Source organism: Streptomyces sp. CA-250714 (assembly GCF_050936705.1).
GTDB lineage: Bacteria > Actinomycetota > Actinomycetes > Streptomycetales > Streptomycetaceae > Streptomyces.
In genome coordinates, this window is sequence record NZ_JBNJMI010000001.1 from 3,155,599 (window position 1) to 3,168,684 (window position 13,086).

Genomic DNA, 13,086 nt, shown 5'->3' on the forward strand with positions numbered 1-13,086 from the left:
GCGAGCAGCCACGACGGGCCCGCAGCCTGCGACGGGCGAACAGGGGCAGCTTCCGTCCAGGTCGGTGAGGCCCGCGGCTACGCGGTTACGCCTTCTTCGAGGCCAGGGTCACGATGGTGATGTCCGATTCGGCGCCCACCCTCACGGGTGGGCCCCAGGCGCCGGCGCCGCGGGTGACGTACAGCTGGGTGTCGCCGTAGCGTTCGAGCCCGGCGACCGTGGGGTTGGCGAGGGCCGCGAGGTGGTTGCCGGGCCACAGCTGGCCGCCGTGGGTGTGGCCGGAGAGCTGGAGGTCGACATCGTGGTCGACGGCCTCGTGGATCTGCACCGGCTGATGCGCCATCAGCACGCAGGCCCGTGAGGTGTCCCGGTCGCGGAGCGCCTTGCCGAAGTCCGGCCCCTGCCCCTGCTCCTCACCGGCGAGGTCGTTGACCCCGGCGAGATCGAAGCCCGGCAGTTCGCGCCGGGCGTTCTCCAGCGGATGGACGTTCAGCTCGCGCAGGTGGTCGATCCACTCGCGGGCGTCGCCGAAGTACTCGTGGTTGCCCGTCACGAAGTACGACCCGTGCCGGGACCGCAGCTCGCGCAGCGGCTCCGCGGCCGGGCCGAGATCGGCGACGCTGCCGTCGACCAGGTCGCCGACTATCGTCACCAGGTCCGGCTGCGCCCGGTTGATGGTGTCGACGATCCGCCGGGTGTGGGCGCGGCCCAGGATCGGCCCGAGGTGGATGTCGCTGACGACGGCGACGCGGTAGCCGTGCGCACGCCGGCCCAGCTTGGCCAGCGGGACGGTGATGTTCTTGAGCGTCGGCCCGTTCAGCACGCTGTAGGCCCCGGCCGCCGTCGTACCGAGACCCACCGCTGCCGCGGTGCCGGCGAGGGTGCGGGCGAGGAAGACCCGGCGGGAGGGCACGGGAGCGGAGAGGGGGACGGTGTGCGGGCTGGTGCGCGAGGGAGCGTCGGGTTCGGTCGCGACACCGCCGCCCGTGCCGCCGCCCACCGCTTCTGCCACCGCCGGTGCCGGCTCGGTCACAGTGACGGGCTCCGCGACCGGCGCGGGCTGCCCCATGACGGCTGCCGGTTCCGCCGTGAGCCGGCCCGCCCGCTCCCTCCCCCAGGCCGTGCGCCGCAGCACGAACCGCACCAGTTCCCCGGCGAGCAGCGCCAGCGTCAGATACAGCAGGCAGGCCAGCCACAGATAGCCGGGCCAGGCCAGTACGCGCTCCAGCGCGAAGGGCGCGCCCGCGCGCCCTGAGACCAGCCCGCTGAACGTGGTGACGGGCAGCGCCACCGCCAGCACCGTGCCCAGGCGCCGCCACCAGCTGCGCGGCGCGGATATGTCGCGTACGAAGCGCCGCCACAGATACAGGTGCGTACCGGCCAGCAGGCCCAGCACGACGAGTCCGATCAGTACGCCCACAACCACCATCACAGCCCGTCCCTCCCCCTCGCTCTCACCCGTTCCCGGTCCTGCCCCGGGCGGCTCAGGTGCGCCGGGCCGCCCGCAGTCCGCGCAGACCGATCAGACCGATCGCTGTTCCCAGCAGGAACGAGGTGATCGCCAGCAGCAGGTGAACCCAAAAATAACCCGTCGGCTCACCGGCGTCGTCGAATGCCAGTCCGCTGCTGTCCTTCCAGAGGTTCTTGACGAACGTGATCCAGACGAACCAGGACCAGACCCCGAAGGCCAGCAGGAACCAGGAGACCCGCCGGGAGAGCACCAGCCCCGTCCGCCGTGCCGCCGAGGGCTCAGCCGCCGCCGGCTCGCGGTCCGTGGCGGGGGGTGTGGAGGTGTCGCGCATGATGTCCAGTATGCGGCCGCAGCGGGACCCGCCGCCGGTCGGGGTCCGGCGCCGTCATCCGGCGGGGTGCCGGCCCGCGGGGGCCCGGCTGCGGCCCCTGCCCCCATTGGCCTACGGGACTGCGCGAGTTGGGCTACCGGATCCCGCTCATGGAGGGCCTCGGCGTCCCCAACGGGCCGGGGGGCCTGTACGTTCGCAGGGTGCCCATTTCTTCGCATTATTCAGACCACGCCGCGCGCCCGTGCCCGCGCGGCGCCTCGCGCAAGCGCCGCGCGACCACGCTCGGTGGCCTCGCCTCCACCGCCCTGGTGCTCTCGCTGCTGACCGCCGTGGGAGCCCAGCCCTCCCACGCCGACGAGAACGAGCCGGCGGGCAAGCAGAAGCAGCCCAAGCCGCCCGCGCAGATGTCCACCGTCGGCGGCGAGCGGCTCGGCCGGCCCGGCACCCAGGTGAACCTGAAGAACGGCGCCCCCAAGCTGCCCACCAAGCTCTCGGCGCGGTCCTGGATCGTCACGGACGCGGAGTCGGGCAAGGTGCTGGCCTCGCACAACGCGCACTGGCGGCTGCCTCCCGCCAGCACGCTGAAGATGCTCTTCGCCGACACGGTGCTGCCCAAGCTGCCCAAGAACCGCAGCCACAAGGTGGTCGCCTCGGACCTGGCGGGGATGGGCGAGGGCAGCAGCCTCGTCGGCGTCAAGGAGGGCGAGTCGTACACGGTGCACGACCTGTGGCTCGGTGTCTTCCTGCGCTCCGGCAACGACGCGGTGCACGTGCTGGCGGCCATGAACGGCGGCAAGGCGAAGACCGTCAAGGAGATGAACCAGCGGGCCCGCACCCTGCGCGCCAACGACACCAAGGTGGTCAGTCCGGACGGGTACGACCACAAGGGCCAGGTCTCCTCGGCGTACGACCTGACGCTGTTCGCCCGCTCCGGCCTGCTGAACAAGGACTTCCGCGAGTACGCGGCCACCGCCACCGCGAAGTTCCCCGGTGAGACGAAGAAGGACAAGAAGACCGGCAAGAAGAAGCGCGAGAGCTTCCAGATCCAGAACACCAACCGGCTGCTGACCGGAGACGTCGGCGTCGACCCCTACCCGGGCATCGCGGGCGTCAAGAACGGCTCGACGACGAACGCGGGCAACACCTTCACCGGCGTGGCACAGCGCGGCGACCGGGTGCTGCTGGTGACCGTCATGCATCCGGAGGCGACCGAGGCACACGGCGTCTACAAGGAGACGGCCAAGCTGCTGGACTGGGGCTTCGCCGCCGACGGCAAGGTGGAGCCGGTGGGCGAGCTGGCGGCGCCGGGCAGCGCGGCGAACGGCGGGGGCACGCCCGCGGGCAAGGGCGGCGAGGCGGGCGGCTCGAACGCCCGCGCGGCGGCGAACGCCGACAGCAAGCCCTCGGGCGGTGCCGGGACGGCGCTGGGGATCACGGCCGGTGTTCTGGTCGCCCTGGCTCTGGTGGCGTACGGGGTGCATCGTCGCTGGCCGCTTCCGGAGCTGGCGCGTCGCCGTCTGCGCTGACGTCGTCGCCGTCGCCGGTGAGGTCCTTGACGGGCTGCTGGGCTCCTGGGCCCTCCCCCGGTGCGGGGGCGGTGGCCGTCCAGGCGGCGCAGTAGAGCAGCAGCTTGGTCATGAAGCTGATCCACAGCAGCAGGGCAATGGGTACGCCGAAGGCGCCGTAGACGTTCTTGGCGGCTACCTGCTGGAGGTAGCCGCCGAGCAGCAGCTTCAGCAGTTCGAAGCCGACCGCGCCCTGGAGGGCCGCCGCCAGGGTCGCGCGGCGCGGGGGCTGCACGCGGGGCAGCAGGGTGAGCACGTACCACAGCAGCACGAAGTCGGCGGCGACGGCGGCGGTGTATCCGGCGGCGCGCAGCAGCACCGTTCCCGCCCCGCCCTCGGCCAGTCCGAACTGCTCGGCGACCCAGGCGACGGCGGTCACGGCGAACGCGGAGCCGCCGAAGGAGACCAGCCCGAGGACGCCGAGGCCCAGCAGGATGCCCACGTCGACGGCGCGGCGGACGACGAGGTTGCCGGGGTCCTCCTCCAGGTCCCATACGGCGCGCAGGCTCTCGCGCAGGGTGCCGACCCAGCGTCCGCCGGTGAACAGCAGCGCTACGCCCGCGATACCGCCGACGGTGCCCGCGTTGTCCACCAGCGACTGGATTTCGAGCTGGTCGGAGATGCCGGGCACCTGGTCGGTGAGGGTGTCCTGGAGCCGTTTCGTCTGGTCGTGGGAGAGCAGCACGGCGGCGACGGCGACGCCGATGGCGAGCATCGGGAACAGCGCCAGGAAGCTGATGAAGGTGATGGCGGCGGCCAGCCGCGTCCACTTGCGGTCTTCCAGGTGCTGGTAGATCCGCCAGATCCGGGTGGCGCGGAAGCGGGCGGCCCCGGCGCGGAACCAGGCCAGGAGCGGGCCCACGAGCGGCAGCTTCTTCAGTCTCTCCACATCAGCCACCTGCCCAGCCCTGGTGATCTTCAGCCGTCACCGGACGTTACCGTCCACGACCGGCTGTCCGGCTGTTCCCGCCGCCGGTGGGCAGTCCGGGTCGCCGGGACCGGGTGCCGACCGGTGCGGGCGGCGGCTCGGAGCGCGGTGGCTCGGAGGGCGGCGGCCGCTCAGAGGGTGGCGGCGGGCGGGCGCAGGGAGGAGCGCCGCTGGTGCGGCGGACGGCAGGGCGCCGGGACGGGGACCTCCAGCGGTGGCGCCCCGTCGAGCCCCGGGCCGCCCTTCCCATAGCCGGGGCTCGGCTGCTGGGCGAAGGGGAACTCCCGCTTCAGCCGCCACACCTGGTCCTCACCCTGTTCGTAGAGGGCGAAGCCGGTGGCCGTCCACGCGCACTCGAAGTCGGACAGCTCCTCGTAGGCGCGGTCCATGGCCGGCTCGGGGATGCCGTGCGCGACGGTCACATGCGGGTGGTACGGGAAGTGCAGTTCGCGATCAAGCGGGCCCTCCGGGTCGCGGACCCGTTCCTGGAGCCGGGAGCAGGCCGTGGCACCCTCCACGACCTGCACGAACACCACCGGCGACAGCGGCCGGAACGTGCCCGTACCCGACAGTCGGACCGGGAAGGAGCGTCCGGCCAGGGCCACGCCCGCCAGATGTGCCTCGATCGCGGGCCGCGCCGAGGCGGCCACCTCGGTGGGCGGCAGCAGGGTGATGTGGGTGGGGATGCCATGGGCGGCGGCGTCGCCGAAGGAGGCCCGCCGCGCCTGGAGCAGTGTGCCGTACGGCTCCGGGACGGCGAGCGATACGCCGAGGGTGACGGTCGCTCCCGCGCCCATAGGTTCTCCCTTCACCGCCTGCTGGGCACTAGGCCCACCTTGTCGTACACGGTCCGCAGCGTCTCGCTCGCCACGGCCCTGGCCTTCTCCGCACCGTCGAACAGGATCTTGTCCAGTGCGGCCGGGTCCTCCATGAACTCCCGCGTCCGGTCACGGTACGGCGTCACCCACTCCGTGACGATCTCCGCGAGATCCGTCTTCAGCGCACCGTAGCCCTTGCCCGCGTACTTATCTTCCAGTTCCTCGATTCCGGCACCGGTGAGCGTCGAGTAGATCGTCAGCAGGTTGCTGATACCGGGCTTCTTGTCCCGGTCGAACCGGATGACGGTGTCGGTGTCGGTGACCGCGCTCTTGATCTTCTTCGCGGTGGTCTTCGGCTCGTCCAGCAGCTCGACGATGCCCTTCGGGGCCGAGGCGGACTTGCTCATCTTGACCTCCGGGTCCTGGAGGTCGTAGATCTTCGCCGTCTCCTTGAGGATGTACGCCTCCGGGACGGGGAACGTGGCGCCGTAGCGCCCGTTGAACCGCTCGGCGATGGTGCGGGTCAGCTCCAGGTGCTGGCGCTGGTCCTCGCCGACCGGGACCTGGTGCGCGTGGTAGATCAGGATGTCGGCGACCATCAGCGCGGGGTAGGTGAACAGCCCGACGCTGGTGTGGTCGGTGCCCTGCTTGGCGGACTTGTCCTTGAACTGCGTCATCCGGGCGGCCTCGCCGAAGCCGGTGAGGCACTCCACGATCCAGCTCAGCTGGGTGTGCTCGGGCACATGGCTCTGCAGGAAGAGCGTGCAGCGCTCCGGGTCCAGCCCGGCGGCCAGCAGCTGGGCGGCGGCCATCCGCGAGTTGTTGCGCAGGTCGGCCGGGTCCTTCGGGATCGTCATGGCGTGCAGGTCGACGACCATGTAGAAGGCGTCGTGGGTCTCCTGGAGCGCCACCCACTGGCGCACGGCACCGAGGTAGTTGCCGAGATGGAACGAACCGGCAGTGGGCTGGATTCCGGACAGCACACGAGGACGATCATTGACCATGCGGCCATTCTCTCAGGTGTCCGGACCCGCCCGCCCCCCAGTTCCGGGTGAGCTGGGGCACGGGACCGGCCCATGGGAGCACCCGGATCGGCCAGGGGGCGCGGGCCCTGAGCGACGGGGCGCGGGGAATTGGACGGGGCGCCCTCGCACGCTCCCCGGCGACAGAAGATAGAAAGGTGCGGCCCCACCGGGCAGGCACGCCGGTATGTACGGAGGAACGGAGACGACGATGTCCACCCTCTCAAGCCCCTCGGGCGCTCTCTCGAACGCGTCGAGTGCCTCGGGCAGCGCGCAGAGCATCGCCACCGCGGAAGCTCACAGTGCGCACAACTACCACCCTCTCCCCGTCGTCATCGCCACCGCGGACGGCGCGTGGGTGACCGACGTCGAGGGGCGCCGCTATCTCGACATGCTGGCCGGTTACTCGGCCCTGAACTTCGGCCACCGCAATCCGCGGCTGATCGAGGCGGCCAAGGCCCAGCTGGACCGGGTCACCCTCACTTCCCGGGCCTTCCACCACGACCGCTTCGCCGACTTCGCCGCGCAGCTCGCCGAGCTGTGCGGGATGGAGATGGTGCTGCCGATGAACACCGGCGCCGAGGCGGTGGAGACAGCCGTCAAGACAGCCCGCAAGTGGGGCTACCGGGTCAAGGGGGTGCCCGCCGGGCAGGCGAAGATCATCGTCGCGGAGAACAACTTCCACGGCCGTACGACGACGATCGTCAGCTTCTCCACCGACGAGGAGGCCCGGGCCGACCACGGTCCGTACACGCCGGGTTTCGAGGTCGTCCCGTACGGCGATCTGGCGGCGCTGGAGGCAGCCGTCGACGAGCACACGGTCGCCGTTCTGCTGGAGCCCGTCCAGGGCGAGGCGGGCGTGCTGGTGCCCCCGCCCGGCTATCTGGCCGGGGTCCGCGAGCTGACCCGCGCGCGGGGGGTACTGTTCATCGCCGACGAGATCCAGTCGGGGCTGGGCCGCACCGGCGCGACCTTCGCCTGCGAGCAGGAGGGCGTCGTCCCCGACATGTACGTCCTCGGCAAGGCGCTGGGCGGCGGCGTGGTGCCCGTCTCCGCCGTCGTCTCCTCCCGCGAGGTGCTGGGCGTCCACCGTCCCGGCGAACACGGCTCCACCTTCGGCGGCAACCCGCTGGCCTGCGCGGTCGCCCTCGAAGTCCTCGACATGCTGCGCGGCGGGGAATATCAGCAGCGGGCCAGGGAGCTCGGCGAGCATCTGCACCGCGAGTTGAATCTGCTGCCGGGCTCGGCCGTCCGCGAGGTGCGGGGCCGGGGTCTGTGGGCCGGCGTCGACATCGATCCCGCCCGCGGCACGGGCCGTGAGATCTCCGAGCAGTTGCTGGCCCGCGGGGTCCTGGTCAAGGACACCCACGGCTCCACCATCCGGCTCGCCCCGCCCCTGTCCATTTCCAAGGAGGACCTCGACTGGGGGCTGGAGCAGTTGCGGTCGGTGCTGGCGGGTTAGCCGGTGTCTGTGGGCGCCCCCTCCCTCGTGCGGGTGAGGGGGTGCCCCTGCCGGGCGTTCGCAGACTGCGGGTGCGTCTTGGCTGAACGCGCAGTTCCCCGCGCCCCTGACGGGGCGTGTCCCTCCCGCTGCATCGCCTCAGTTCGTGAACGAGGCAGGACGGCGATGGGGGCGGTCTCCGATCTGTCTCCCGTACACCGGCCCCCGGATCATCCCGGACAACTGCTACTCGTCGTCACAGGCGCCGAGCCGCAAGCCCCGACTGTGCGCGACCCGCAGTACGTCGCCGAGGGCACGGACGGCTGCCGTTAAGGCCAGCCGCAAAGCGAGGGCGCCTGCGGCGGGCTGCGCCAGCACCGCCTCGCACTCCCCCAACACCCGTGCCGCGTCCCTGACCTGCCGGTCCTCGGTCGCGTCGGCCAGCGCGGAGATCATCCCGTCCTCCGCGCCGGGCGCCAGGTAGCAGGGCTTCCCGGTGTCCGACGCCCACGGCAGCAGCCGGAGGTCTTCCTTGAAGTAGGGGCCTTTGTCGGTGCTCATGCAGCGCTCCTCCCGTGAGGGGGATCAGCCATTGCGTACTAGGTCACTGTGTAGCCGTCCTAGTTCACTCTCAAGCTCTGGCGTCGGAATTCACCCATCAGGGGTGTACTGGTTCGCAGTTGGGCCCTTTCGGTGACCTAGTTCACGGGCTAGCGTGCGTTGCATGGCAGAGCAGCGCTTCATGGACATCGCGGCGGAGTTGCGGGACCGGATCCTGAGCGGGGAGTTGGGGCCCGGGGACAAGGTGCCGACCGTCAAGGAGTTGGCGGCGTCCTATCGATGTGCCGGGGCGACCGCGCAGCGTGCGCTGGGGCAGCTCGCGGTGGAAGGGGTCGTACGGACATCGCCGCGCGGCACGTTCGTCGCGGACGAGGCGCCGGTCAGTATGACGCCCGCCGAGCGGGCGGGGCTCGCGCGGCGGACCGGAAGCGTGCTGACGGACGGCGAGTCGGTTGTCGTCACCGCGGCGGAGCTGATCGTGCCGCCGCTGTACGTCGCGGAGATCTTCGACCTCGACCACGGCGACCAGGTCGTCAGGCGCGAGTACGTCGTCGGTCGGGGCAAGGCGCGACTGATGCTGGCTGTCGACTGGTTCCCCGCCCACTTCGCCGCGCTCGTCCCGGACTTGCTCAGCACCGCGCCCGGCAAAGTGCACGGGTTGCTGTCCAAGGTCCTCGAAGCCACCGGGCGTGCTCCCACCTACGCCCGCGACGACATGCACGCCCGCGAAGCGGACCAGCGCGAGGCCGGGCACCTTGGCATTCCGCCGGGCGCGCCCACCCTCGCGGGTGCACACCGCTGGAGCGACGAGGACGGCATGATCCTGTACGGCGAATGGTGCCTGCCACCGCGGCTGACTCTCTCCTACCAGACGGATCCCGGCGGTGCCGTCGAGCGCTACGGGCAGCCGACACCCGAGTGAGGGGCGGCCTCCTGCGTACGAAGGTCGGCTCGCCACCGATGAGTTGCACCCGGCGGACTCCGCCGGCGGCAGCTTGGTCGATGACACTGATCCAGTCCTCGCGCGTCATGGTGCCGTGAAAGCCCCGAGGGCCCGAGGAATTGAAGCAGGGGCTGCACTGGAGTTGGCACTTGCGAGTCAGATCGAGCCACAATAATTTGGTGAGTCGCGGCTGGACGGTTGGCTCTTCAGGGATCGCTTTCACAGGACTTCCTTCCTGGCATTGGTGGATTTACCGGCGACCATCTCCGCCCAGACGACCTTCCCCCAGCGGCGCGTTCCGGTGCCCCAGCGATGTGCCAGGGCACTGACGAGGAGCAGGCCTCGCCCTGAGTCCTCATCACCTTCGGGCCGACGTACAACCGGGCAGGTATGGGACCGGTCGGCTACACCAATGCGCACGGTGCTCGAAGAGATGCGGTCGACGCTGACCCGCAGCACGCTGCCTCTGCTGTGCTGTACAGCGTTGGCAACCAATTCGGCTGTGATCGACTCCGCGTCCTGCGCCAAGTTTTCGAGATTCCACGTATGCAATGCGGCAATGACGAGTCCGCGGGCGTGGGCGGATGACGCCTCTTCGCGGGTCAGGACTTCTGTGTAACCGGGAACACCGGTCCCCACAGATCGCTTTCCAGTGATGGTCACGAGGTCTTCCCTCCGGGCGGTGGGGGCACTCGACCGCATCCCGCGGTGGTTTCCGCCGGTTCTTGTTGCTGACAAGGTCAAGCGAACCGCTTCGGAAGGGTTCGCTCCACGGCATCACTGCGGCAGCCTTGATGCAGAACCGTGCACGGTGTGCACGCCGGGCACTGACCGGCGGAGCGGGGAGGGAGAGTGTCAGTGGGCCTCGCTGAGCGGCGGAAAGCACTGGGTTACAGTCAGGAAGGGCTCGCTCATGTGCTCGGGGTCGACCGCACAACGGTCGGCCGCTGGGAGAAAGGGAAGGGCGAGATCCAGCCCTCGCTTCGGGCAAGGTATGCGGCGGCTCTTCAGCTCGATCTTGCCGAACTGGACGTTTTCTTAAGCGGGCAGTCAGCCGACCCGCCAGACGTTGCAAGGCGGCATCCAGGCGACCATTACGGCTCAAGGGATATCGATGACATGATCCGACGCGAGTTCCTGCGCGTGCTCGCCGTTGCCGGGGCTTTGACGGCCGAGGAGTCGGAGGCTCTTGCGGAAGGGGTCCAGCGGCGAGCCTCCACTGACTTTGCCCGGATGAACGAGCACCTTTGGCAGGTGTATCAGCTCGCTCGAACCAAGGGCTCCGTCTACCCCGTCGTCCGAGACCAGCTCTCCGCGCTGGCCAGGACACTCGACCACCGCACGGAGCAGGACGCGCAAGCGCTGTGCGGTGCCGCAGGCGATCTGTTCCAATTGGCGGGCGAGTTGGCCTTCGACGGCAACCGCTACCCGGACGCGGCTGCCTCATACATGCTCGCGGCCTCCGCCAGCAAAGAAGCGAGGGCGTTCGATCTGTGGGCCTGCGCACTTACCCGCCACGCCTACCTGGACGTCTACGAGCGCCGTTACCGCGATGCGCTCGATGTACTTTCTGCTGCCGAGCGCATTGCTCGGCGTGGTGATCGCTCCCTCGCGACCCGGCATTGGGTCGCCGCTGTGCAGGCCGAGGCATTCGCGGGCATCGGCGACCTGACCAACTGCGAGCGCGCCCTCGATGAGGCGGAAAAGGTGGCCGACCTGTCCGATTCCGGACACAACGGGGGCTGGCTCCGCTTCGACGGCACCCGCCTGGCTGAGGAACGTGGTGCCCGCTACGTACAACTGGGCCGGCTCGACCTGGCCGAACGCACCCTCCAGTCAGCCCTGAGCCAAGGCGCCCTCGCTCACGGCCACTCCTTCCGCAGGCGAGGCGCTGTGCTCACGAACCTGGCCGCGATCGGCGCCAAGCGCAATGACCCTGACCAGGTCATCACGTACGCCCAGGAGGCACTGCACCTGGCTGTCGAAACGTCCTCCGGCTACGTCGCCCGTAGACTCCAAGCACTCTGTGCCGACTTCGGGCCCTTGGCACGTGACGGACGTATCGCCGGGCTGGAGGCCGACATCAAGGCGCTTGGCGTGGACTGACGAAAGGGGTGGGCAGGATGTCCCAGACCGAGGGTGGGCGGCTGTTCCGGGAGGCGTGGATCGCGGGTGTGCGCCGGTACTTTCCCGGTGAGCCGAAGGCCGGGTACGTAACTCCTTGGGAGGACACCCCCGACTGGGAACGCGAAGCCGCGGGTGCCGTCTACGAGCAGGTGCGGCAGTTCCTCGAACTGAGCGGCGGGCACGCCTCCCGGATCACCCGGGAACAGAAGGGCCGGTTCGTCGCCATCTGCTGGACAGCCCAGATGTACAAGCACTTCGAGGACCCGAAGCCGGGCTACGTTGCGGACTGGCCCGATCTCCCCGAGTGGCAGAGGGAAACGGACGCGGACATCTTCGAGGCCATCGAGAAGGCAACCAGGTAAGAGGGCGTCATCCCGAGTGAGGGGCGGCTTCCTGCGCGCGTACCGTCCGGCGCTGCGTGACCAAGGTCAGGGTGAAGGACAACGCCAGCGCGGCGAGGAGGCCCAGGTTGGCGGCCGACCAGGGGCCGGTTCGGCCGCCCAGGGCGAGGGGGGAGAGCAGGTAGCCCTGCCAGTTGAGCCAGGCGGCGCCGGTGTTGGTGACCAGGCCCCAGCCGAGCGCGGTGGCCCCGGCCAGGATCGCGGCGGGGAGGAGGCGGATGTCGCCGTAGCGGCCGCGGGGGCGGAAGAGGTCGGTGTCGTCGAAGGGGCGGCTGCGCAGGGCCGTGTCGGCCAGCATGATGCCGCACCAGGCGGCGATGGGGACGCCCAGCGTCGTCAGAAAGGCCATGAACGTGCCGAGGAAGTCGTCGGCGAAGAAGACGAGGGCAATTGTGCCCGCGACCATCAGGGCGCCGTCCACGGCGGCGGCCGCATAGCGCGGCACCCGGACGCCCGCGGCCAGTAGTGCCAGGCCGGAGGAGTAGATGTCGAGGACGGCGCCGCCGACCAGCCCCAGCACGGCGACGAGGGTGAACGGAACGAGGAACCACAGCGGGAGGAGGGTGGTGAGCGCGCCGATCGGGTCGGCGGCCACCGCCTCGTTCAGCCGCGGGGAGGAACCGGCCAGCAGCAGGCCGAAGACAAACAGCAGCAGAGGGGCGAGCGAGGCGCCGAACGTGGTCCAGCCCGCGACCGCCGCGCCCCGCGTTGTCCTGGGCAGATAGCGGGAGTAGTCGGCTGCCGCGTTCACCCAGCCCAGGCCGAACCCGGTCATCACGAACACCAGGGCGCCCAGCATCTGCTGCGCCGAGCCGTCCGGCAGCGCCGACACCCGCTCCCAGCGGATCTCGTCCGCCACCAGCACCATGTAGCCGACCGTCAGTGCTCCCGTCACCACGGTGATGGCCGTCTGAAGGCGCATGATGAGGTCGAATCCGGCGATGCCAGCGGCAACCGTCAGCGCGGAGACCACCACCAGGGCCGTCACCTTCGTGCCCGTACCGCCGCCCCAGCCCAGCCGGTCGAGGACCGTGGCCGTCGCCAGTGTCGCGAGGGTCACCAGGACGGTTTCCCAGCCGACCGTCAGCACCCAGGAGACCGCGGACGGCAGCCGGTTGCCGCGTACTCCGAAGGCGGCCCGGCTCAGCACCATCGTCGGCGCGGAGCCGCGCTTGCCCGCCACCGCCACCAGGCCGCACAGCAGGAACGAGGCGACGATGCCCACCACGCCCGCGATGAGCGCCTGCCGGAACGACAGGCCGAAGCCCAGCGCGAACGAGCCGTAACCGAGCCCGAGAACCGAGACATTCGAACCGAACCACGGCCAGAACAGCTGCGCGGGCCGTCCCTTGCGCTCGGCCTCCGCTATGACGTTGAGGCCGTTCTCCTCCACCGCCGGCATGGCGTTACCCCCGCTCCGTTCACGGGAGCCGCTCGGCCCCGTGCCGACTCAAGATCAGCGAGACCGGGCCGAACCG

General features: G+C 70.3%; 13 protein-coding genes. 5 read left to right on the forward strand and 8 right to left on the reverse strand.

Features of this window, described 5'->3' with window-relative positions; all coding sequences use genetic code 11:
- Nucleotides 1–85: 85 nt before the first annotated feature.
- A complete protein-coding gene (locus ACQEU8_RS13960) occupies nucleotides 86–1,429 on the reverse strand; it encodes a metallophosphoesterase (protein WP_433102380.1) in 1,344 nt (447 codons plus the stop codon).
- A 55-nt stretch (nucleotides 1,430–1,484) separates the two neighbouring features.
- Nucleotides 1,485–1,724 (reverse strand): SCO4848 family membrane protein, encoded by a 240-nt coding sequence (locus ACQEU8_RS13965; RefSeq protein WP_433102382.1) that lies wholly within the window; start codon nucleotides 1,722–1,724, stop codon nucleotides 1,485–1,487.
- A gap of 482 nt (nucleotides 1,725–2,206) precedes the next feature.
- Here ACQEU8_RS13965 and ACQEU8_RS13970 point away from each other — a divergent pair, with 482 nt between their 5' ends.
- A complete protein-coding gene (locus ACQEU8_RS13970; protein ID WP_433102384.1) occupies nucleotides 2,207–3,328 on the forward strand; it encodes a D-alanyl-D-alanine carboxypeptidase family protein in 1,122 nt (373 codons plus the stop codon).
- Here the strand turns inward: ACQEU8_RS13970 and ACQEU8_RS13975 are convergent.
- The 3 genes from ACQEU8_RS13975 to trpS all read right to left on the reverse strand — a co-directional run bounded on the left by ACQEU8_RS13975 (nucleotide 3,234) and on the right by trpS (nucleotide 6,117).
- Nucleotides 3,234–4,256, reverse strand: coding sequence for a YihY/virulence factor BrkB family protein (locus ACQEU8_RS13975; protein WP_433100406.1), 1,023 nt, complete (start codon nucleotides 4,254–4,256; stop codon nucleotides 3,234–3,236). The two genes, ACQEU8_RS13970 and ACQEU8_RS13975, sit on opposite strands and share 95 nt — an antisense overlap.
- 170 nt (nucleotides 4,257–4,426) lie before the next feature.
- Entirely contained in the window at nucleotides 4,427–5,092 is a 666-nt protein-coding gene (locus tag ACQEU8_RS13980; protein WP_433100408.1) for a 2'-5' RNA ligase family protein, read from the reverse strand.
- Between the two features lie 11 nt (nucleotides 5,093–5,103).
- Nucleotides 5,104–6,117, reverse strand: coding sequence for a tryptophan--tRNA ligase (gene trpS / locus ACQEU8_RS13985; protein ID WP_433100410.1), 1,014 nt, complete (start codon nucleotides 6,115–6,117; stop codon nucleotides 5,104–5,106).
- A 229-nt stretch (nucleotides 6,118–6,346) separates the two neighbouring features.
- Here trpS and rocD point away from each other — a divergent pair, with 229 nt between their 5' ends.
- Nucleotides 6,347–7,597 (forward strand): ornithine--oxo-acid transaminase, encoded by a 1,251-nt coding sequence (rocD, locus tag ACQEU8_RS13990; RefSeq protein WP_433100412.1) that lies wholly within the window; start codon nucleotides 6,347–6,349, stop codon nucleotides 7,595–7,597.
- A 225-nt stretch (nucleotides 7,598–7,822) separates the two neighbouring features.
- Here the strand turns inward: rocD and ACQEU8_RS13995 are convergent, their stop codons facing one another.
- Nucleotides 7,823–8,137 carry a hypothetical protein gene (locus ACQEU8_RS13995; RefSeq protein ID WP_433100414.1) on the reverse strand — a complete coding sequence of 105 codons (315 nt, stop codon included), beginning with the start codon at nucleotides 8,135–8,137 and terminating at the stop codon, nucleotides 7,823–7,825.
- Nucleotides 8,138–8,300: 163 nt separating this feature from the next.
- Here ACQEU8_RS13995 and ACQEU8_RS14000 point away from each other — a divergent pair, with 163 nt between their 5' ends.
- A complete protein-coding gene (locus tag ACQEU8_RS14000) occupies nucleotides 8,301–9,059 on the forward strand; it encodes a GntR family transcriptional regulator (RefSeq protein WP_433100416.1) in 759 nt (252 codons plus the stop codon).
- Between the two features lie 240 nt (nucleotides 9,060–9,299).
- On the opposite strand, the gene ACQEU8_RS14005 is transcribed toward ACQEU8_RS14000, so the two are convergent.
- Nucleotides 9,300–9,743 (reverse strand): ATP-binding protein, encoded by a 444-nt coding sequence (locus tag ACQEU8_RS14005; RefSeq protein ID WP_433100418.1) that lies wholly within the window; start codon nucleotides 9,741–9,743, stop codon nucleotides 9,300–9,302.
- Between the two features lie 195 nt (nucleotides 9,744–9,938).
- Between ACQEU8_RS14005 and ACQEU8_RS14010 the strand changes: the two genes are divergently transcribed.
- Both ACQEU8_RS14010 and ACQEU8_RS14015 read left to right on the forward strand, forming a co-directional pair.
- Nucleotides 9,939–11,186: a helix-turn-helix transcriptional regulator gene (locus ACQEU8_RS14010; RefSeq protein WP_433100420.1), complete on the forward strand. Its 1,248-nt coding sequence runs from the start codon at nucleotides 9,939–9,941 to the stop codon at nucleotides 11,184–11,186.
- A gap of 17 nt (nucleotides 11,187–11,203) precedes the next feature.
- On the forward strand, nucleotides 11,204–11,569 hold the full coding sequence (locus ACQEU8_RS14015) for a hypothetical protein (RefSeq protein WP_433100422.1): 366 nt from the start codon (nucleotides 11,204–11,206) through the stop codon (nucleotides 11,567–11,569).
- A gap of 7 nt (nucleotides 11,570–11,576) precedes the next feature.
- Here the strand turns inward: ACQEU8_RS14015 and ACQEU8_RS14020 are convergent, their stop codons facing one another.
- Nucleotides 11,577–13,010, reverse strand: a complete 1,434-nt coding sequence (locus ACQEU8_RS14020; protein ID WP_433100424.1) for a purine-cytosine permease family protein — start codon at nucleotides 13,008–13,010, stop codon at nucleotides 11,577–11,579.
- Between the last annotated feature and the right edge of the window lie 76 nt (nucleotides 13,011–13,086).